This is a genomic window from Myroides phaeus (genome assembly GCF_900099675.1).
In the GTDB taxonomy this organism is placed as follows: Bacteria; Bacteroidota; Bacteroidia; order Flavobacteriales; family Flavobacteriaceae; genus Flavobacterium; species Flavobacterium phaeum.
The window spans coordinates 58,928-79,760 of record NZ_FNDQ01000013.1 but is presented as its reverse complement, the minus strand read 5'-3'; the positions used below and the strand labels follow the sequence as shown (position 1 = coordinate 79,760).

General features: G+C 31.5%; 18 protein-coding genes. 8 read left to right on the top strand and 10 right to left on the bottom strand.

The genetic code is table 11. The features are described from left to right. The first annotated feature begins 7 nt into the window (after nucleotides 1-7). From BLT46_RS08285 to BLT46_RS08260, 6 genes are all read left to right on the top strand, one after another. Complete coding sequence (locus BLT46_RS08285) at nucleotides 8-1,555, top strand: histidine kinase (RefSeq protein ID WP_245722966.1); 1,548 nt, start codon at nucleotides 8-10, stop codon at nucleotides 1,553-1,555. A 111-nt stretch (nucleotides 1,556-1,666) separates the two neighbouring features. Beyond that, nucleotides 1,667-4,261 (top strand): zinc-dependent metalloprotease, encoded by a 2,595-nt coding sequence (locus BLT46_RS08280; protein WP_090409035.1) that lies wholly within the window; start codon nucleotides 1,667-1,669, stop codon nucleotides 4,259-4,261. A 32-nt stretch (nucleotides 4,262-4,293) separates the two neighbouring features. After that, the gene (locus tag BLT46_RS08275; protein WP_090409032.1) at nucleotides 4,294-7,653 is read left to right on the top strand and encodes a SusC/RagA family TonB-linked outer membrane protein; all 3,360 of its coding nucleotides are present in this window, start codon (nucleotides 4,294-4,296) and stop codon (nucleotides 7,651-7,653) included. 11 nt (nucleotides 7,654-7,664) lie between these two features. Further along, nucleotides 7,665-8,993: a RagB/SusD family nutrient uptake outer membrane protein gene (locus BLT46_RS08270; protein WP_090409029.1), complete on the top strand. Its 1,329-nt coding sequence runs from the start codon at nucleotides 7,665-7,667 to the stop codon at nucleotides 8,991-8,993. A 233-nt stretch (nucleotides 8,994-9,226) separates the two neighbouring features. Continuing rightward, nucleotides 9,227-9,988 (top strand): LytR/AlgR family response regulator transcription factor, encoded by a 762-nt coding sequence (locus tag BLT46_RS08265; RefSeq protein WP_090409027.1) that lies wholly within the window; start codon nucleotides 9,227-9,229, stop codon nucleotides 9,986-9,988. Between the two features lie 100 nt (nucleotides 9,989-10,088). Further along, on the top strand, nucleotides 10,089-10,316 hold the full coding sequence (locus BLT46_RS08260; RefSeq protein ID WP_090409024.1) for a hypothetical protein: 228 nt from the start codon (nucleotides 10,089-10,091) through the stop codon (nucleotides 10,314-10,316). 2 nt (nucleotides 10,317-10,318) lie between these two features. On the opposite strand, the gene BLT46_RS08255 is transcribed toward BLT46_RS08260, so the two are convergent. Continuing rightward, nucleotides 10,319-10,816, bottom strand: coding sequence for a YkgJ family cysteine cluster protein (locus tag BLT46_RS08255; RefSeq protein ID WP_090409022.1), 498 nt, complete (start codon nucleotides 10,814-10,816; stop codon nucleotides 10,319-10,321). Between the two features lie 62 nt (nucleotides 10,817-10,878). Here BLT46_RS08255 and BLT46_RS08250 point away from each other — a divergent pair, with 62 nt between their 5' ends. Continuing rightward, entirely contained in the window at nucleotides 10,879-11,595 is a 717-nt protein-coding gene (locus tag BLT46_RS08250; protein ID WP_090409019.1) for a class I SAM-dependent methyltransferase, read from the top strand. A gap of 60 nt (nucleotides 11,596-11,655) precedes the next feature. Here the strand turns inward: BLT46_RS08250 and BLT46_RS08245 are convergent, their stop codons facing one another. The 9 genes from BLT46_RS08245 to BLT46_RS08205 form a co-directional block, all read right to left on the bottom strand. Beyond that, entirely contained in the window at nucleotides 11,656-12,078 is a 423-nt protein-coding gene (locus BLT46_RS08245) for a DUF2059 domain-containing protein (protein WP_090409016.1), read from the bottom strand. A gap of 35 nt (nucleotides 12,079-12,113) precedes the next feature. Continuing rightward, nucleotides 12,114-12,749 carry a 7-carboxy-7-deazaguanine synthase QueE gene (locus BLT46_RS08240; RefSeq protein WP_090409013.1) on the bottom strand — a complete coding sequence of 212 codons (636 nt, stop codon included), beginning with the start codon at nucleotides 12,747-12,749 and terminating at the stop codon, nucleotides 12,114-12,116. 118 nt (nucleotides 12,750-12,867) lie between these two features. Continuing rightward, on the bottom strand, nucleotides 12,868-14,520 hold the full coding sequence (locus BLT46_RS08235) for a tetratricopeptide repeat protein (protein WP_090409051.1): 1,653 nt from the start codon (nucleotides 14,518-14,520) through the stop codon (nucleotides 12,868-12,870). A 30-nt stretch (nucleotides 14,521-14,550) separates the two neighbouring features. Continuing rightward, nucleotides 14,551-15,501 carry a PstS family phosphate ABC transporter substrate-binding protein gene (locus BLT46_RS08230; RefSeq protein WP_090409010.1) on the bottom strand — a complete coding sequence of 317 codons (951 nt, stop codon included), beginning with the start codon at nucleotides 15,499-15,501 and terminating at the stop codon, nucleotides 14,551-14,553. A 175-nt stretch (nucleotides 15,502-15,676) separates the two neighbouring features. Then, a complete protein-coding gene (locus tag BLT46_RS08225) occupies nucleotides 15,677-15,892 on the bottom strand; it encodes a hypothetical protein (RefSeq protein WP_090409008.1) in 216 nt (71 codons plus the stop codon). A gap of 1 nt (nucleotide 15,893) precedes the next feature. Then, complete coding sequence (locus BLT46_RS08220) at nucleotides 15,894-16,751, bottom strand: energy transducer TonB (RefSeq protein WP_090409005.1); 858 nt, start codon at nucleotides 16,749-16,751, stop codon at nucleotides 15,894-15,896. 27 nt (nucleotides 16,752-16,778) lie between these two features. After that, complete coding sequence (locus BLT46_RS08215; RefSeq protein ID WP_090409001.1) at nucleotides 16,779-17,327, bottom strand: ExbD/TolR family protein; 549 nt, start codon at nucleotides 17,325-17,327, stop codon at nucleotides 16,779-16,781. Nucleotides 17,328-17,345: 18 nt separating this feature from the next. Beyond that, a complete protein-coding gene (locus tag BLT46_RS08210) occupies nucleotides 17,346-17,975 on the bottom strand; it encodes an ExbD/TolR family protein (protein WP_090408998.1) in 630 nt (209 codons plus the stop codon). Between the two features lie 81 nt (nucleotides 17,976-18,056). Beyond that, on the bottom strand, nucleotides 18,057-18,884 hold the full coding sequence (locus BLT46_RS08205; RefSeq protein ID WP_090408996.1) for a MotA/TolQ/ExbB proton channel family protein: 828 nt from the start codon (nucleotides 18,882-18,884) through the stop codon (nucleotides 18,057-18,059). Between the two features lie 339 nt (nucleotides 18,885-19,223). Here BLT46_RS08205 and BLT46_RS08200 point away from each other — a divergent pair, with 339 nt between their 5' ends. After that, a complete protein-coding gene (locus BLT46_RS08200) occupies nucleotides 19,224-20,762 on the top strand; it encodes a helicase HerA-like domain-containing protein (RefSeq protein WP_090408993.1) in 1,539 nt (512 codons plus the stop codon). Nucleotides 20,763-20,833 lie beyond the last annotated feature (71 nt).

The following is a 20,833-nucleotide window of genomic DNA, read 5'->3' as shown; positions in this document are numbered from 1 at the left end:
GTCCCCTTTGAAAACGCCTAACAACAGATACATTTCTCGAAAAGCATTTATTGCAATTGGAACAGCTATTTTAGCTATAACAATGATTTCTATTTACTTCTTGAGTTCATCTATAAATAACAGCAATCAAGAAACCTATAAATATATTACACAAAAGAACTTTTATCAAAAATTAGGGGCTCTTGAAATGGAGTTTCAGAATTTAGATGAACACCTATTGTCCTTAGCTGAAATCACAGAAACAAGTTCTATTCAAGATTTGAAGATGAAATTTGATGTTTTGTCAAAAGTTTATAACAACGGAAATATAATTCGATTGAATTGGTTTTTGGTTGTTAACGAACAAAACCAAGTCATTGATTATTATCTCGGTAGTAATAGACAATTTCACAATGATCACACTTTTGTAAAGACAATTTTAGCTAACCCAACTTCCTCATTAGTAAACAACTTTGTGGTTAAAGATAACCATTACTACTGGCTAATTTACAATAGTCGTTCTTTAGAAGAAGGCAATAAACTAATCTATGGGATTACCTTAGATATGGAGAGTTTTCATAAATATTTGACAACAATAGATGTTTCAACTCCTAATTACGCATATATCTTCACCAAAGAAGGATTATGTATTTACCATCCTGAGATAAGTCTTATTGGAAAAAATGTATTTGAATTATCAAGTCTGAAACCACAAGATACTATTAGCTCCTTTAAAGCTAAAGAACCTCCAGTAGTACTGTCTGAATACTTAAATTTAGAAGTATTTCGCTTTATAAGCCCCTTTAACTCTAAGAATTTCAAGGGGTATATCACAGTAAATTTTCCAAAGTTTAATGTAGACGACAATATAAAACCTATTCAAAGAAATACTATACTTATCTTTATTACAACTGTTTCTTTAATTGTCATTCTTTTTTATTTTTTTAGTCAAGCTAACAAACGTGCGCACTTAGAGAAAAAAGAATTAGCGATAGAAAACGAAAAGGTGAAAAAAGAAAAAGCATTAATGCAGTTACAGCAACTAAAAAATCAAATCAACCCACATTTCTTGTTTAACTCATTAAACTCACTTTATATGCTCATTGATATTAATCCAGATACAGCACAAAAATTCACATTAAATCTGAGCAAAACATACCGCTATCTAATTACCCCTCCCGAAGATAATATCGTTGATTTGAATGATGAAATAACCTTTATTCAAAAATATATTACACTTCAACAACTTAGATTTTCGAAAGAAATACACTTTGAATTAATTAATAAAAATGAAGAGCATAATGATAAAAAAATCCCTTATCTCGCCCTACAAATAACAGTTGAAAATGCATTGAAACACAATATAGCTACAACTGAAAACCCTTTATTAATTCAAATCATTATTGAACGTGATTATATTGTTGTAACTAACAATTACAACCCTAAAAAGTCTCATCAACAGGGAGAGTTATTTGGTTTAAAATACTTACAGTCAATTTATAAATATTACAATAAACCTGATTTTATAGCAAGACAAGAAGGCGATACTTTCGTGTGTATCTTACCTTTATTCTAATTAAAAAAACAACCATTCACTCCATTTTTCAAGCCATTCACTCTTTAAAATTTTATGCTTAAAGTTAAGGTGAGTAGCTTTAGCCTAATTTAACTATAACTTTAAATAGGAATGAATAAAAACGCGGTAAAACTAACTATCAGTGCATTACTACTTTCTTGTGGGCTATCACAGGCAACTTATGCCTTTACTCCTAAAAAGAAAGCAACACCAAAAGCTGAAAAAGAAGTTACCAAAGAAAAGGATTCAACAGATAGTAAAAAAAACAACTATGCTGATTTACTAAAGAAAGGAACTTATAAGAAGGGAATGTTCAATACAATTCAAGTAAAAACGGATGTGTATTTTGAAATTCCAGATAGCTTATTAAACCGCCAATTCTTAATTGTAAATAAATTATCCCAAGTTCCATTAGAAGTTAATGATGCTGGAGCAAATAAAGGAATGAATTACGAAAATAAATTAATTACATTCCACAAAGACACTTTAGCGAATAAAGTATGGGTTAAAACAGAGACAACACGTGTTACCTCTCCAGAAAAAGACGCTATAACAGAATCAGTTAAAAACAACTTTATTCAATCTGTACTTGAGGTATTTGATATTGAAGCACAAAACCCTGATTCTACTTCAACAGTAATTAAAGTAAATAAAGTTTTTGACGGAAGTCAAAAAAGTTTTAATGACGTATTAACTGGATTAGGACTTCCAACATCTATTAAAACAAACTTATCATTTATAGAAGGTGTAAAAACATTTCCAGAAAACATTGTTGTAAAGTCATTAATGACTACAAGTGTAAATGAAGGAACTGGAGATATGCCTGTTTCATTAGGTGTAACAAGTAATATTGTATTACTTGCAAAAGAACCTATGCAACCACGTATTGCAGATAAAAGAGTAGGTTTCTTCACTGAAAAAAACTGGTATTTTAGCGATGCACAACACAAAATGGAGCAACGTGAATTCATTACTAAATGGCGTATGGAGCCAAAAGAAGAGGATATTGAAAAATACCTACGTGGTGAATTAGTAGAACCAAAAAAACCTATTGTATATTATATTGATCCTGCTACTCCACCACAATGGAGACAAAAAATAATAGCTGGAGTTCACGATTGGCAAGTAGCTTTTGAAAAAGCTGGTTTTAAAAATGCCATTATTGCAAAAGAACCATCAGAAAACGACTTAGACTTCGATATTGATGACGTTCGTTATTCTGTTATTACCTATGCCGCATCACCAAAAGCTAACGCTATGGGACCTTCAGTAATGGATCCAAGAAGTGGTGAGATCCTTGAGGCTGATATAATTTGGTGGCATAATGTAATGACATCTGTTCATAGTTGGATGAGAATTCAAACTGGTCCTATTGATCCAAAAGCAAGAGCTAACAAATTTACAGATGAACACATGGGTGAAGCTATTCGCTTTGTTTCGTCTCACGAAGTTGGACACACTTTTGGCTTAAAACACAATATGGGAGCCTCTTTCGCCTTCCCTGTAGATTCATTGCGTTCTAAAGAGTTTACTGATAAAATGGGAGGAACTGCTCCTTCTATTATGGACTATGCACGTTATAACTACGTAGCACAACCACAAGACGGAGTTACTGCAATTACACCTCAAATCGGGTTATATGACAAATATGCTATAGAATGGGGATATCGTTGGTACCCTGACCAAGAAACAGAGAAAAAAGCACTTCGTAAAATGATTGAAGATCATCAAGATGATCCTATGTATTTCTATGGAGAGCAACAAAGTTTCTTAAACATCGTTGACCCACGTTCTCAATCTGAAGACTTAGGTGATGACGCTATGAAAGCAAGTGAATATGGACTTGAAAACTTAAAAATAGTAGTTAAAAATATTATTCCTTGGACTTACGACGAGGGAGAGGATTATTATGAAGCTGGTAAATTATACATGGGAGCTGTTGGACAGTGGCAAATGTATAACCAACATGTACTTTCAAATATCGGAGGGGTTTATTTAGACCATGCTGTATACGGAAACAACAAAAAAGCATACGCACCTGTACCTTACGATACACAAAAAAGAGCAGTTGAATACTTGGCTAAACACGCATTAGAAATTCCAAATTGGTTATTCTTTAATGATGTTGTAGAAAAAACATATAGTTTAAAAGACTCTCCTGTAGGTCCATTTGAATATTCTCCTTACTCATTAGCAAGAGAATTACAATACACTACTATATACTACACTTTGATGGACGAACGCTTATTGCGTCTATTAGAAAATGAAGTATTAGAAGCTGAAATGAAAACTGAAAAGAATTTTACTATTAATGACTTGTTTACAATGCTTAATAGTGAGATTTTTGCAAAAACAAATAAAGGCAAAAGCCTTTCAATTTTCGACCGTATGACTCAAAAGAATTATGTTGATGCATTAATTATTGATGTAAACAAGTTATTTGAGAAAACGAATAAAAAAGGATTAGTTGCTAACACTTCTTTACAATTTCCAACATTGTGTAATCACCTTGTAGAAAATAAAGAATTGAGAAACATTAACTACACAGTTATGAAAAGAGTATCTGAAGTTACTTCATACAAAAAAGCTGAGTTAATCAAAATCAAAAAGCAATTATCAAAAAAGAAGAATACAGGAGATAAAGCTACAAAAGCTCACTACTTTGATTTAATCAATCGTATTGACGAAGCTTTAAATCTTAAGTAATACATTAACCCCACAATTTTTTAAAAGGAACTATGAAGAAATTTTTCCTCCTTTTTTCACTATTAACTATTTCTTTTGTATTTGCACAAGAGAAAAGAGTGATTACAGGTTTTGTTCAAGATAGCGTGGACAAACTTGGGTTACCTGGTGCTTCTGTGATTGTAGAAACACAAACTGTTTCTAATGCAACAGGACACGACGGTATAATTGAAAGTACAAGTATCGGTACTATGACGGACTTTGATGGAAACTTCTCATTTCAAGTACCAACAGATACAAAAGCAATTCGAGTTAGTTTTATTGGTTATGAATCTAAACTAATCAATTTAACATCGAAAGAGCACTATGTTGTAACGTTAGGAGCCGATGAAAACATCTTAAATGAAGTTGTTATCACAGGTTATCAAACGATTGAAAAAAGAAAACTTACCTCGTCTGTAGCACAAGTAAGCATGGCTGATATTGAGCAAGCTGGTGTTGCAAGCGTTGATCAAATGTTAGCTGGACAAATTGCAGGGGTTGCTGTAACTCCGCAAACTGGAGCACCTGGTGGACCAGCTAAAATTAGAATTCGTGGTACAGCATCTCTAAACGGTCCTCAAGATCCTTTATGGGTTATTGATGGTATGCCTTTAGAAGGAAATGACTTACCTGACCTGAACGATAAAGGAAGTATTGCTGAATTACAAAACTACTCTATCGCAGGTCTAAACCCTGATGATATCTTAGATATCACTATTCTTAAAGATGCTTCTGCAACAGCTATTTATGGTGCAAGAGCTGCGAATGGTGTAATCTTAGTTACGACTAAAAAAGGGAAAAAAGGATCTATGAAAGTAAACTTTACAGCTAATACTTTCATCAACGAAAGACCTAACTTTAATAAGTTGAATCTAATGAATTCATCTGAAAAAGTGGACTTCGAATTAATGTTGGCTGGTAGAAGTGACATCTATAATACTCGTTCTAACCAAGGTGAAGTGATGCGTATTCTAAGTGGTACAAACCAATTAGAAGCATACAGAAATGGTGGTTTTGACGCTTTAAGCTATGAAGCACAATCTGCTATTAACAATTTAAAAAACACTGATACTGATTGGGGTAAATTATTATACCGTCCTACTTTTAACCAACAATACGGTTTAAGTATTTCTGGTGGTTCTGATTTATCAGATTACTACTTCTCATTAGGTTATTTTAATGAAGAAGGGACAACTATTGGAACTGGATTTGAGCGTTACAACATCACGTTAAAAGACAACTTTCAAGTTAGTGATAAATTAAGAGTTGGTGTTGCATTATTTGGAGCTCAATCTAAAAAGAAAAGCTTTGTTACTGATGCTGATTCAAGCATTAATCCATCTACTTATTCAAGAAACGCAAATCCATATTTAGCACCATTTAACGAAGATGGTAGCTATATGTATGACAAAGATATTTCTGGATATAGTGGAAGATATGTTCCTTTTAACTTTATGGAAGAAAGAAACAATACAAGCTATGAATTAGAAAATAAATCATTAAAAGCTGTATTTGACTTAGAGTATCAAGTGTTAGAAGATTTAAAATTGACTTCTCAATTAGGGTTGCAATTAGAGAATAATGACACTGAAAAGTACTTAGGAAAAGAAACATACTCTACACGAAAATTCCGTGAAGGTACTCGTTACTACAAAGGAGGAAAACCATATTATTTCTTACCTGAAGGAGGAATTATTGAAAACTTTACTGATAAGTACTTCCAATACAACTGGAAAACACAAGCTACTTATAATGCTATCTTCAACGATATGCACGAAATAGATGTAATGGCTGGTATGGAAATTCGTAAAACCGACCGTACGACTATTAAGTCTAAAGGGTTTGGTTATGATTCGAATACTCTAACAACAAAACCTATTGTTTTTCCTGAAGGAAGTACTGACACTACTGATAAACTATACGAAACATATAAAAGAACAGAAGATGAGAATGCTTATGCTTCATTCTTTGCTACAGCTGCCTATACTTTTAATAGAAAATATACTGTTTTTGGAAGTGTTAGATATGATGGGTCTAATTTATTTGGTGTTGACCCTAAATATAAATATTTACCATTATGGGCGATTTCAGGTTCTTGGAATGTTACGAATGAGAAGTTTATGGAAAATGTTGATTTCATCAGCAATTTGCGTTTACGTGCTTCTTATGGTTTACAAGGAAATATTGATAGAACAACTTCTCCTTTTGTAATTGGAGACTACCAAACATCAACTATATTACCAGGTAATCCAGAAAACACTATCCAAGTAACAAATGCACCTAACGGAACCTTGAGATGGGAAAAAACAACGAATACAAACTACGGATTTGACTTAGGGTTATTCAATAACAGAATTTCTTTGGGGTTTGACGCTTATAATAGAAAAAGTACTGACTTAATTGGATTAAGAGCATTACCTCTTGAAACAGGTTTTGAATTTACTAATATGAACTGGGCTCAAATAACAAATAAAGGTTATGAAATTTCTTTGACAACAAGAAATATTTCAAATCCTGGATTTAGTTGGACTACTACATTCAATTTTTCTCACAACAAGAGTAACATTGACAAAATTCAAACATCGGATACACAAAGAACACCTGATCGTGAAGGAAGACCTGTTAATGCAGTATTCGTAATCAAAACTGCTGGTCTTGACGAGAATGGTAATATCTTATTTTGGAAAGATGGGGCAAAAGTTTCGGGTACAGAATTCTTCAAGTTAAAAGATCAAATGCCTGAAATCTATCCTGGTTCTGGAGTAATCTCTGAATTAACTGATGAAGAATACAGAAACTTATATTCTTATGCAGGAGATAAAGATCCTAAGTTTACAGGAGGTTTAATCAATACTTTTAAAATTAAAAACTTTGATATTACAGTATCTACTGCATTTAACATCAAGCAAACAGTTTTAAAATCACCTTCGTATAACCCTGGAATGGTTGACCCTGGAAGAAATTATACTACAGATTTATTGAATACTTGGACTCCAGATAATCCAAATGCTACATTACCTGGAATCATTGGAGATGACTATGGAGACCCTTTCAATAACTTAAGTAATGACAATTGGATGATGGCGAAATGGTTTACTGGTGGGGATGCTGGAAACTCATATAGATACTTAGATATTTGGAAAAAAGATATTAGCTATTTGCGTGTTAGTAGTATTCGTTTAGGTTATACATTACCTAAAGATGTTTTAAATAGATTAAGATTAGACAATGTAAGATTTACATTAGAAGGTCGTAACTTATTTGTTATTGGAACTGATTACGATGGTTATTTTGATCCTGAAACGTATGGTAATATCTACGCTCAACCTATTCAAAAATCAATCACGTTAGGACTTAATGTAACTTTCTAACAAAGACTAAAATGAAAAAAATATTAGTATTACTTAGTGGTTTACTCTTAGGAGTAACCACTATTAGTTGTGAAAAATTTCTTGACATTGAACCTCAAGGAAAGATTATCCCTAAAACAGTGGAAGATTTTCGAAAAGTATTAACTTCTGCTTATCAAGGTTATCCTAAACATAAATCTTTAACTAACTTTCGTACAGATGAAGTTTTCATAGAAGCAAATGGAGAAAACTTTGGCTTCTTGGGTGTTAAAGATGTTTATACCTTTCAAGATGCTAATCCTGACAAACAAACATTGGAATTTGGATACGACCAATTTTACAAAACAATCTTCTATGCTAACCAAACGATTAATGAAGGTGTTAATACAATGGAGACAGGGGATGAAAAAGAGCAATTGTTAGGAGAAGCCTACGCTATTAGAGCAATGGCTTATTTTGACTTAACAAACCTGTATGCTAAGCCATATAACCCTGCAACTGCTTCAACTGATTTAGCTATCGTATTGCAAAACAAAATTGATATTGAAAACAGAAAACCAAAGTCAACAATGACTGAAGTTTATGCTCAAGTTCACAGTGATATTGATATGGCTAAAAAGCATTTGAAAGTTACTTACTATGACGCTGGTAAAAACTACCGTTTTACACAAGCAGCTATTTATGCTTTAGAAGCAAGAGTAAACTTATATCAACAAGAGTACGAGGCCGCACTTGTAAGCATTGATAAAGCGATGACGTATAAAAGTGAATTACAAAACTTAAACACAACTAAAGATATTTCTGTTGCAGATTTTAAATCTGTAGAGTCAATCTTAGCTTTAGAAACTGCATTACAGTCAACTTTACAATCGTTGACTTATGTATCACAAGATCTATTAAATGCATTTGATAAAGAGAACGATCTAAGGTTTGCTGTATCTTTTGAAAAATCAGGAGACTTTTATGTTCCTATAAAAACAGGTAAAGACAACCAAAAGGTGTCTTTCCGTACATCTGATTTATATATGATGAAAGCAGAAGCTTTAACTCACTTAAATCGATTAGGAGAAGCTACTGATGCACTAAAAACAATCATTAATAATAGATATAAACCAGAAGCAGCGACTAAAGTAATAGCTTATCTAAACGGTTTAGATCAAAAAGGAATGATCAAAGCTATCTTAGAAGAAAGCTTTAAAGAATTTGCTTTTGAAGGACGCAGATGGTTTGACTTAAGACGCCTTGATCAAAAAGAAATTAAACATAACTTAGGCTCTCAAGTTTATAAACTTATTGAAAACGACGTAAGATATACATTGCCTTTCCCTAAAAAGGCAAGAGAAAACAATCCAAACTTATAGTTTGAATTCTCTAAAAACACTTAAAACAACAAGAAAAAAAGGAAGCTTAAAGCTTCCTTTTTTTTGTTTATAACACTCATAAAACATAGAATAATTCACATCGTATCTAAAACCTATATAACTCGATTAATACAAAGAATATCTACAGTTTAAATCAACTCTACAGTCCTTATACAGACATATCATCATATGTATTCATAATTTTTATACTTTTGTAGAAACAAAAATGACAAATGAAAATTGCCATTGTAGAAGATGAATTCTTAGCATCTACCTATTTAAAAAAACTATTATTAAAACAAGTTGTAATTCCAATTGAAGATATCATAATACTCTCTTCAGTAAGGGAGGCAATTCTTTTTTTTACAACTAATACAGTCGATCTAATCTTTATGGATATTCACCTTGGTGATGGCAAAAGTTTAGAAATTTTTGAACAAGTAGAAGTTACTACACCGATAATTTTTGTTACTGCATTTGATTCCTATGCTATTCAAGTTTTTAAACAATTTACTATTGACTATATACTTAAACCATTTGAAAAGCCTGAACTTGAAAACGCCTTAAATAAGTTTAAAAATATCACACGAAAATTTGAAATAACACAAACATTAGAAACGCTTGTGCAAATAGATGAACAAGCTAATAATCAATGTAGAAAAAGATTCTTAGTAAATAATGGTCATAAATTAAAATCTATTGAAGCTACTGATATTGCTTATTTCTTTGCCTCAGGTAAGCATTTATTTATTCAAACTTTTGACAACAATAGCTACATTTATGATGATACTATTAAAGATATTATCTATAAGTTAGATGATAAAGTATTCTTTAAAATTAATAGAAAATACATTATCAATCGAAAAGCTGTCCATCATATTGTAAAACACAATAGTCAAAAAATTGAAGTTATCCTTACTCCTAATCCAGAAGATAATAATACTATTTTGGTCAGTAAAAACTGTATTTCTGAATTAAAAGCTTGGTTAAGCTAATTAAAACAACATATAAACTTTGTTGTAATTTTAAGAAACTCTGCTATAATAATTTATTATATTTGAAGAAATCAAACTGAGAAAAACTAAAAATTACATTATGAACATAAGTGATCGCTTAATCGATTTCGTTGATAGAATTCTTGACTTATTTAAAGCAATTAAAGGATATTTAAACAATGCAGTTGCTTTTTTCGAAAAATTAAAGAATATGATTTTAGAAGTTGTTGAATATTTCAAAGATAGAATTGAAGATGCTGTAGATAGATTAGAAGATCTAACAGACGAACAAATTCTTTCTTTAGAAGAAGAACACTTCTTTATATAATTTTACTTTAGAATTATTTTTTTCTTCATCTCTTCCACAACTTCAAATGCAGCTGGGCATATAGCAACATTTTTTAATGTAAGATTAGCAATTTGATTAAATTTTTTACGATCCGTATGGGGATATTCTCTACATGCTTTAGGACGTACATCATAAATCATACAATAATTCTCAGCATCTAAAAAAGTACATGGAAGACTTTGTAAAACAAAATCGCGATCCTCATCAATCTGTAGATAAGTATCTATAAATTGTTGGGGTTTCATTTTTAAATGCTTTGCAATTCTTTCAATATCTGCATTGGTAAACAATGGCCCTGTGGTTTTACAACAATTAGCACAACTTAAACAATCTGTACGCTTAAACACATTGTCGTGTATCTCTTGCATTTTATAATCTAAGTCTTTAGGTGCTTTCTTTTTTAATTTATCGAAATACTTTTTATTTTCATTATGCTTATCTTTGGCAACTTTAGGAAGTTGTTTCAGTATTTTATCCATGGAGATTATTTTACTGCAAAATTACAACAACTCCTTTTTAAATTTAAATGAATTAAGAAATAATGAAAGATCTTTTAGGAAAAGCTATTTTAGATTTTCAAACAAATAATAACCCTCAGTCATTAATTACTGAAACAGACATTTCTGAAGCAGAAGAAATGGATGTTCAATACCTTTTTAGATCATTTAACGAAATGCCTAAATTGGAACAATTAGCTTTAAAAAAATGTAGTGGTAAAATACTTGATGTTGGCTGTGGTGCTGGTGCTCACAGCATATACCTACTTAATAAAGGATTTGATGTGAAAGCAATTGATATTTCTGCAAACTCTATAGAGGCTTGTAAACTAAGAGGTATTAAAAATGCAGAAGTAAAAAATATTTTAGATATCGAAGATGAAAAATTTGATACAATCTTACTATTAATGAATGGTACAGGTATTTTTGGAAGACTAATAAATACTACTAAATATTTAACACATCTTAAGTCATTACTTAATCCTGGTGGACAAATATTAATTGACAGTTCGGATTTAATATATATGTTTGATGAAGATGAAGATGGTGGTAAATGGATTCCTATGGACAATAAAGACTACTATGGTGAATTGGTTTTTACTGTTGAATACAAAGGAGAGGTTGAAGCCCCATTCGATTGGTTATATTTAGATTACAATACACTACAAAATGCAGCTAATGCAAATGGTTTAACGTGCGAATTAATTCAAGAAGGTAATAATTATGATTATTTAGCTAAACTTAGCTTAATACAACCTTAAAACAACTAATAGTACTGTATAAATAAAAAAGCGTCTGTGAAATCACAGACGCTTTTTTATTTATTCTCCTACTTTAGGATCATCTCCAAGATATTTCATAAAAATACCTTGTAAGCCCATTGCCCATTCAGTTCCTACTTCTTGTCCTTTCTCGAATAAAACTTCATTTTTATCACTTAGTTTTTTTCCAATAGGTGATTCATAAAACTGAATTAATTTCTTGATATCATCGTGAGTAAACTCAGTCATATACATATCAGCCATTTTATCTAATAAAAGATTCAAACTTCCTTTCAACTCTTTGTTAAAGTCTGCTCTCTTATCTTCTGCTACGTCATTAGCTAAATCTTTAGTTAATAACTCAAACGTTTTTAACTGTCCGCTTAACTCCATATATTTTTTAGTATCAGCTTTAAATCCATCTTGTGCAAAAGAGAATTGAGCTACAAATACTAAAAAAAATGATAGTAATATTTTTCTCATATTTTATTTTTTATGTATTGTAAAATTAAACTTAATTAAGGAATATCCAAATATTTATGTGTTTGCATAGATATTTTCCACTTTGGATTTTTCTTAACGTATTCTACAATTAATGGTGTCATCTCATCTTTCTTACTCCATTCCGTTTGTAACAATAACAAAGCATTACCATTTACTCTTGCTGCTTGTTCCTCTGCAAATATAAAATCATGTTTATTATAAATAACAACTTTCAACTCATGTGCTGAATCATAAACACTTTGTGTAGGCAATTTATTCTTTTTTGGTGACAAACAAATCCAATCAAAATCACCACTCATTTCATAAGCTCCAGATGTTTCAATATTTGTTTGCATACCTGCTTTTTTTAGTTCACTTGTAAGGTAATCTAAATTGTACATCAAAGGTTCACCTCCTGTAATAATAACAAGCTTACCTTCATTTTCAGATGCTTTAGCTACCATATCCTCTACTTTAGTCAATGGATGTAGTTCTGCATCCCAACTCTCTTTTACATCACACCAATGACATCCTACATCACATCCGCCAAGTCTTATAAAATATGCTGCATGTCCTGAATAGAATCCCTCTCCTTGAATAGTGTAAAAATCCTCCATTAATGGTAATTCTTTTCCTTCTTTCAATGCTTTATTGTTTTCCTCTTTCAACATTTTTACTTTTCATTAAAGTGCAAAGATAAGCGATAAACAAAACAAAATTTAGTTATAATAAAAAAACTCATCTAATTAAAGATGAGTTCTTCATATGTTTGAGCTATGATAATTAATTTTACTGCAAAGCTTGAATCGTGTTTTTTGCAAATTCATTAGATGAATCAATGGATAAAACTTTATTAAAAATATCTATTGCTTCTTTGTTCTTCTCATTATTTGCATAATATGTAGCAATTGATGTATAAGCTTCGATTACTTGATCTTGATAATTTGGACTCTTCAATTCGCCTTTATCTTCTAAAGATTTTATAAATCCTTGGTAAGCTTCAAAAACACTTTTAGAAGCTCTTTCTGTGTTTAAATATCGATTTGTTCTTGCTTTAAAGAAGTAAGCTTCTGAAATACTTGAATCTAATGCAATAGTTTTAGCGAAATAATGATCAGCTTTTACTAAATCTTCTTGATGTTTTTCTTCATCACTACTTCCCAATTGATAATAACAATACGCAGTATAGTAGTTATCGTAACTTACATTTGGTTGATCATTAACTTCCGCAGAAATACTAAGTATATCTATTGCTTGTTTATACTTTGACTTTCTATATAAATCAACACCTAAACTATTAAATTCCCCTGCAATAGCAGGCTCTACTTTTATAGCTTCTTTTAAATTCTTAACTCCTTCTTCATAATTTTCTTTACTGTCTTTTGATAAAGCAATATGACTTAAACCTAAATACAAATAATCACGACCAATAGCTTTTGAGCTAACGCCTAAAAACTTAGTCATTGCATCAATTGCTTCCTTATATTTTCCATTTTTATATAATGCGTAACCCGAATAACGAAGAATACGATTATTGATACCTTTTACATTTTTCAGATTTACTGCTAACTCTTCTAAAGCTTTATAATTCTCGGTCAACAATAAAAAATCAGCATATTTCATTTGTGCTTCAGTCGCATTATCTGAAGCTACGATATACTTTTTATAATTCTCAGTAGCTTTAGCTAAATAAGCTTTCTCATTACTACTGTCTCTTTGAGACCATAAATAATAATTATCAGCAATTTCTCTAAAGGCAGGTGCATAATTACTATTTATTGCAAGAATTTCTTCACATACTCTAATAGCCTCTTTATACCCACGCCCGCGTTTGGTAATAATAGCCATTTGTAATTTAGCATCAAGTAAGCTGTCATCATAAGAAATAGCATTCCTAAAAGAAGAAAAAGCTTCATTAAAGTTTTTCTGTTCCATATATGCTTTCCCCATCACATTATGAGCTTCCGCAATTGTATAATCTTTTTCAATTATGGCACTAGCTATTTCTTGTGCCTCATTAGGAAGACTATTTGTTGAATTCAAATAAGCATTCGCTACTAACAGCTGTTCATCATAATCTTTTTTACGAATTTCTGATAAAGCCTTGTTTAAAAACTCTTTTGCTCTTATTACATCATTCGCCTCTAAAGCTAACTGTCCTAAACCAATATTATTCAAGAATCCTTTAATCTTAACAGCGATACCTTTCTCAAAAAAGAAGCGTGCAGAATCTACTTGCTCCTCCATTAAAAAAACATCTCCCAAATAATAATAATTTTTACCATCATTGGGTTTATCAATAACTAATGAACGTAAGATTGCTTTTGCTTTATCCAATTGCTCATCCTGAATAGCTTTTTTTGCGATCTCCAAATCTTGTGCAGTCATAGAGCTACTAACTATACCTGCTGCCAATAATGACAAGACCATTTTCTTATTCATAATCATGATATGGTTGTTTTATAGATATTTCTATATTTCTTTACGAACGTTAAGCTCCCTTGGAGGTACTTTAAAGGGTACTAACCCTGATTTTAGAACAATGCGTTGTCCTTTATACCCTGCAATATAAGATGCAAAACCTACGCCTAATCCAGACTTTCCTTGAATATCAATCACGTAATCCTTTCTAATTAATGGATAAGTCCCCTCTGCTATATTATTCTGAGTTGCTTTATAATACTTTCCATCTTTATAATTCTTTACAGCTAAAACTTTAATGTCATCTAACAACTTTTCTGTAGAAGCTGTTGGTTGTACTAACCAATTTAAGCCGATCACGCCAATTGCATTTTTATTTTTACTTACATAGTCTATTACGGCATCAGTATCTTTCAAATAATAAGCATAATCTTTTGGGAATTCCGTAACATCTGCCTCTTTTCTAAACGCTGAAGAGACGCTTGAATTAATATTATCGAATACTAAAATTGTTTTATCCTCAGCATCAACAGATTTACTCTTTAAATTACTAATGACACTATTGTAATCAATAACGCTATCATTGTATGTTTTATTAGTAACAAAAACAATAGCATCAGTAGCAAAGTGAGTCATCTTTGGAGTAACACGTCCTTTAAAAAGTTCTAACTCTTTTTCATCCAACTCACGTGGCAAAACAGCAATTCTAATAGAATCATTTAGTAATAAATTTAAAATCTCCTGTTCAGTATGTTTAAGTAAATTAATCTTGATACGATCATACTCATACATAAAAATCTCATTAACATCATTAACAATAGGAAAGATAGACTCATCTACCAAAATATTAGTTTGTCCTGAAACTGGTGTTTCTTCTAACGTACTAAAATCAACTTCTTCCTTAATTACAAGGTCAGCCTTTTTTTTACATTGTATAAAAGCTACGCTAACACAAGATAATAATGCAACACTGCATAATAATCTAAATCCTCTTTTTTTCATTAGATATGAACTTACTAAAATTGTTATTCCCTAAAGATAAAAAATTAAAGGTACTTTCAACAATAGAAATTCTTAAATAATGAAATTCTATATACTGAAAAAACACTATATATATTAAAAGAACTAGATAAGAAATATTTTAAACAAAAAAAGCTACGTTTTCACGTAGCTTCTTCTATTCTTGTTGCCATAATCGAATAAATCGAAAGACACCGTATACGATAAGTAATACTCCAAACCAAATACGATTAGTGTATTCTAAGGCTATTGGCATATCCTTCCAAACTAAGAACATTATCCCTAATCCTAAATAAATAAGAAAGAAGACAAGTCCTAAAATGAACAGAAATCGCTGAAGTAGCGATTTCTGTTTAAATTTATTTATCAACATACTATTGTACTTGTATAGTAATTGGTAATGTAAATTGAGAACGAACTGTTCTGTTATTTTGAATTGCAGGCTTCCAATTTGGCATAGACTTCAATACTCTCACAGCTTCCTTACCAGCTCCATAACCAGGGTCACGTGCTACTTTGATATCTGTTAAAGATCCATCTTTCTCTACAATAAACTGAACAATAACTTGGATTCTCTTAACTCCAGAATCAATATCTGGTGTTCTAAATCTACTAATAAACTGTTTGTTAAAAGCAGCCATACCTCCAGGATACTCAGCTCTAACTTGTACAGCTACGAAAACTTCATTTGAGTCTCCGTCTCCATCACCAGAAGTGCCTTTTCCTTTATCAGCATCACCTGTCTTTTCACCAGTTTTAATATCTCCTTTTTCTTTGTCTCCTTTTTGATCTTTTTTACCAGGGTCAGCATCTTTGAAATCGTCTTGTTTAGCAATTTCTTCTTTTACTTCTTCTTTCTTAGCGATCTCAGGTTCAACAAATTTCTTTTGATCATTAACCGACTTAGTCTCTGACGGTGGCGGTGGTGGCGGTGGAGTTTCTTCCACTGGCGGTGGTGGTGGTAAATCTTCAACCGGTGGTGGTAAATTAATATCAACCACTTCGATTACCTGATCAATCACCTTTTTTTCTTTTACACCAAAAGTCCCCTTTGCCATTGCAATTAACATTGGAGAAGCAATTGCTAAACCAAACATTGCCATACCTGCAAACAAAGCAACTGTAGTAACTTTTGGATTTTCAGATCTTAGTTGATAAGCTCCGTAAGATTTGTTACGTCCTTCGAATACAATATCAATCCAATCTTTTTTAAAGATATTTAATTTTGACATAATTTCTTTTTTTCAATAAGACGTTAACTATTTTTCTCCCAAGAACTCTAAATCTTGTGCTGTGATATCAACGATAGCATACGCTTTTGTATTCGTAATTGCCATTTCATCTAAGATATCCACAAGATTACGGTAAGTAGAACTCTCACTCGCTCTAATAATAACAATCAGTCCTTTCTCTGGATCTTGAGAATAAGCTAAAGCTTTTTTATTGTGTTCTAAAATAACTTGTCTTATTCCTGCTTGACCATAAGTAGATTCTGTTGGTCCCTCAAGTGGCTCATGAGGCATCCCCATATACCACTTTAACTTATTATCCGCACCTAGTAAGATAGTCATAGTACGATTCTCATCGACTTTAGTCTTACTATCTTCATCTGGCAATTCATCTTTATCCTTGTCAGGCATTGCAAGATTCATAGACTGCGGTTTATTCATTGATGTTGTCAACATAAAGAACGTAATCAATAAGAATGCTAAATCCACCATTGCTGTTAAGTCAACACCTGCATTTTGCTTTTTACTTCTTACCTTTTTGCCTTTACCGTCGCCTCCACCTGTATTTAATTCAGCCATTTACAGTTTTTTTAATGATTAAAAATCTTCATTTCTTAGACCTGTTACCAAATAAAATTTGTTCAAACGTTGTTCTTGCAAAATATCCATAACAGTTTTTACCTTAGGGTAATGTACCTCAGCATCAGCTTTAATAGCTACTTCAAGTACTTTGTTATTTCTTTCTTTAGCAACAATACGTGCAGTTTGAACCCAATCCTTTAATTGGTTGTTTACTGAATCCGTAGGGATTCCAGGTTGCGATGCACTAATTTTATTTCTAACATCTGGCGGAAGATTCAAGAAACTTTTCAAATCCTTAATTGGAGTTCCAACACCCTCTATGTAAGAAAACGTCTGTTTTTCTTGATCATTAAATTCTATTTCATAACGCTCACCCATTTTCTCAAGGGTAGCTATACGATCTTCTTTACCTAAAACTCCAAAGAAAACCTTTTCTGCTCCATTCTCACCACCTACTGTAATAGTAGCTAAATTCACCTCTGGTAATTTAGTTTGCACTGTAGAATTTGGAGTATCAACAGGTAATGGCTCTGGAAGTTTTGCTGTAGAAGTCAATACGAAGAAAGTTAAAAGTAAGAATGACACGTCACACATCGCGGTCATATCCACTCTCATACTTTTCTTTTTCATTTTACCTTTAGCCATTGATAGTTAATTTTTAAACTGAACCTGTGTTATCTTACTAACACAGGTTTTCAGTATTAATATTATATTCTTATTCTCGAATTATTTTACTAAACCTTTGAATCTTCTGTAAGATTGAGTAATAGCAAAACCTGCTTCGTCAATAGAATAAGTTAATCTATCAATTTTAGTTGTAAATGAGTTATACATAACAATAGCTAATGTAGAAGTACCAATACCTGTAGCAGTACAAACTAAAGCCTCAGAAATACCTGTTGCTAATGCTGCTGAGTCAGGTGTACCAGAAGTTGCTAAAGCAGAGAACGCTTTAATCATACCTGTTACTGTACCTAATAACCCCACTAAAGTACCAATAGAAACTAATGTAGCTAATACAATCATGTTTCTTTCTAACATTGGCATCTCTAATGTTGTAGCTTCTTCGATTTCTTTTTGAATAGCTTCTGTAGCTTCTTCACTTGAGAAACCTTCTTTTTTCATTTCTTCATACTTAACTAAACCAGCTTTAACTACGTTAGCTACTGATCCTTGTTGAGCATCACATGCATCCATTGCTTCGTTGATTTTCCCAGCGTTGATTGTTCCTTGGATATCTTCTACGAATTTGCTTACATTTCCTTTTCCTGCAGCTTTAGAGATTACGAAGAATCTTTCAATTGAGAAAACTACTGTCATTGTTAATAAACCAATTAACGCAGCTACAACAATTCCTCCTTTATAAACCATTCCCATGAAGTTACCTGGAAGTGGGTGTCCTTCAGGATCACCATTTTCAAAGTTTGCAGGGTTACCCATTACAAATTTCCAAATAATGTAACCAAAAACCACACAAAATACTACTGCTAGTGATGCAATTACTCTGCTTGCTCCTGAACTAGATCCTTTTTTCTCAACTGTTTCGTTTGTCATCTTTTTAAAAATTTAATTCTTTTTTTTTCAATTATTACTTATTACTTATTTCTCTTTTAATACATATGAGAGTCGCAAATTTATGTTTTTACAGCAAATAAAAAAATTTAAAATGCTTTTTTTAAATTGTTTATTTGACGAATTAACACTAAGGAAATTTAACAGCCATATATAAAAGGAAATGTTAAGTAAAGGTAAAGATAATAAGTCTATTTGAATTAAACCATACTATTTTTTATAGAACCTTCAATTTTAACATTTCAATTTTATACTATTTATAATTTTACTTATCATTATCTTTGCTTTGTAAATGAAAATATTCACATTTAAGTTTAATAAATGAATACAGAAAACTTCACATCGCAGTTTCAAAATGGCTACACTTTTAAAGGTGATTATATCACAATTGGAGGAGCCAAATTAGACGACGCTATTCTTAGTGATCATTTAGTTAAAATTCCTTTAAAAACCATTAATAGACACGGCCTTATCGCTGGAGCAACAGGGACAGGAAAAACCAAAACTATACAGGTTTTATCTGAACAATTATCTTCAAAAGGGATACCTGTTTTAATGATGGATATCAAAGGAGACTTTAGTGGAATTGCTCAACCTGGAATCGAAAATGATTTTATTAGAAATAGACATCAACAAATGAATTTATCTTTTAATGCTAAAGGATTTCCTGTTGAATTAATGACTATTTCTGAACAGAATGGTGTACGATTACGTGCTACAATTACTGAATTTGGTCCTATTTTATTTAGTAGAATTCTTGATTTGAATGAAACTCAATCTGGAATTGTATCCCTAATTTTTAAATATTGTGATGATAAAAAGCTTCCTTTATTAGATATTAAAGACTTTAAAAAGACTTTACAGTACTTAACAAACGAAGGAAAAAGTGAAATTGAAGCTGAATATGGACGTATTTCTGCTGCTTCAACTGGTGCAATTATTCGCAAAATCATCGAAATTGAACAACAAGGTGGAGAACTTTTCTTTGGAGAACCGTCATTTGATATTTCAGATTTAATGCGTGTTGATGAAAGAGGCCTTGGTTATATTAATATTCTGCGCTTGACAGATATTCAAGATAAACCTAAGCTTTTCTCTACTTTTATGTTGAATTTACTTGCTCAAGTTTATTCTCAAATGCCGGAACAAGGAGATAGTGGACAACCTGAGTTAGTAATTTTTATTGATGAAGCGCACTTAATATTTAATGAAGCAAGCAAAACTTTACTTAATCAGATTGAAACAATAGTAAAATTAATTCGTTCTAAAGGAATTGGTATCTATTTTATTACGCAAAATCCAACTGATATTCCAAATGGTGTGTTAGCGCAATTAGGTTTGAAAATTCAACATGCTTTAAGAGCTTTTACTGAAAAGGATAGAAAAGCAATTAAAACTGCTTCAGAAAACTTTCCACAAACTGAGTTTTATAAAACCAGTGAAATTATTACACAATTAGGTACTGGAGAAGCCTTAGTGACTGCTCTAAACGAAAAAGGTATTCCTACTCCACTTACTGTTTGTGCTATGAGAGCACCTATGAGTAGAATGGATATTTTATCTAATGATGAAATTAACTCTATTATTGACAAGTCTTCTTTAGCAAAGAAATACAATAATTATTTTGACAGAGAAAGTGCTTACGAAATCTTAACTGCTAAGTTAGAAAGAATGCAGTCAGAAGAACTAGAGATCCAAAAGCCTACAAAAGCTTCCAAAACCACTACTACTGTACCGAAAAGTCAAAACAACGATATCACTAAAAGTGTTTTAAAAGTTGTAACGAGTGCTACATTTATTCGTGGTGCTTTTGGAATCTTAAATAAAATATTTGCTAATAATACAAAAGGTAAAAAATAAAAAAAGAGGCTGTCTATATAGGCAGCCTTCTTCAATTTTGTTCATTCTAATAATAATCAATAGTAAAATGT

Coding starts and splice junctions, on each gene's coding strand:
- BLT46_RS08280 (WP_090409035.1), top strand. CDS start 1,667: ATGAATAAAAACGCGGTAAAACTAACTATCAGTGCATTACTACTTTCT.
- BLT46_RS08275 (WP_090409032.1), top strand. CDS start 4,294: ATGAAGAAATTTTTCCTCCTTTTTTCACTATTAACTATTTCTTTTGTA.
- BLT46_RS08270 (WP_090409029.1), top strand. CDS start 7,665: ATGAAAAAAATATTAGTATTACTTAGTGGTTTACTCTTAGGAGTAACC.
- BLT46_RS08265 (WP_090409027.1), top strand. CDS start 9,227: ATGAAAATTGCCATTGTAGAAGATGAATTCTTAGCATCTACCTATTTA.
- BLT46_RS08260 (WP_090409024.1), top strand. CDS start 10,089: ATGAACATAAGTGATCGCTTAATCGATTTCGTTGATAGAATTCTTGAC.
- BLT46_RS08255 (WP_090409022.1), bottom strand. CDS start 10,816: ATGGATAAAATACTGAAACAACTTCCTAAAGTTGCCAAAGATAAGCAT.
- BLT46_RS08250 (WP_090409019.1), top strand. CDS start 10,879: ATGAAAGATCTTTTAGGAAAAGCTATTTTAGATTTTCAAACAAATAAT.
- BLT46_RS08245 (WP_090409016.1), bottom strand. CDS start 12,078: ATGAGAAAAATATTACTATCATTTTTTTTAGTATTTGTAGCTCAATTC.
- BLT46_RS08240 (WP_090409013.1), bottom strand. CDS start 12,749: ATGTTGAAAGAGGAAAACAATAAAGCATTGAAAGAAGGAAAAGAATTA.
- BLT46_RS08235 (WP_090409051.1), bottom strand. CDS start 14,520: ATGAATAAGAAAATGGTCTTGTCATTATTGGCAGCAGGTATAGTTAGT.
- BLT46_RS08230 (WP_090409010.1), bottom strand. CDS start 15,501: ATGAAAAAAAGAGGATTTAGATTATTATGCAGTGTTGCATTATTATCT.
- BLT46_RS08225 (WP_090409008.1), bottom strand. CDS start 15,892: ATGTTGATAAATAAATTTAAACAGAAATCGCTACTTCAGCGATTTCTG.
- BLT46_RS08220 (WP_090409005.1), bottom strand. CDS start 16,751: ATGTCAAAATTAAATATCTTTAAAAAAGATTGGATTGATATTGTATTC.
- BLT46_RS08215 (WP_090409001.1), bottom strand. CDS start 17,327: ATGGCTGAATTAAATACAGGTGGAGGCGACGGTAAAGGCAAAAAGGTA.
- BLT46_RS08210 (WP_090408998.1), bottom strand. CDS start 17,975: ATGGCTAAAGGTAAAATGAAAAAGAAAAGTATGAGAGTGGATATGACC.
- BLT46_RS08205 (WP_090408996.1), bottom strand. CDS start 18,884: ATGACAAACGAAACAGTTGAGAAAAAAGGATCTAGTTCAGGAGCAAGC.
- BLT46_RS08200 (WP_090408993.1), top strand. CDS start 19,224: ATGAATACAGAAAACTTCACATCGCAGTTTCAAAATGGCTACACTTTT.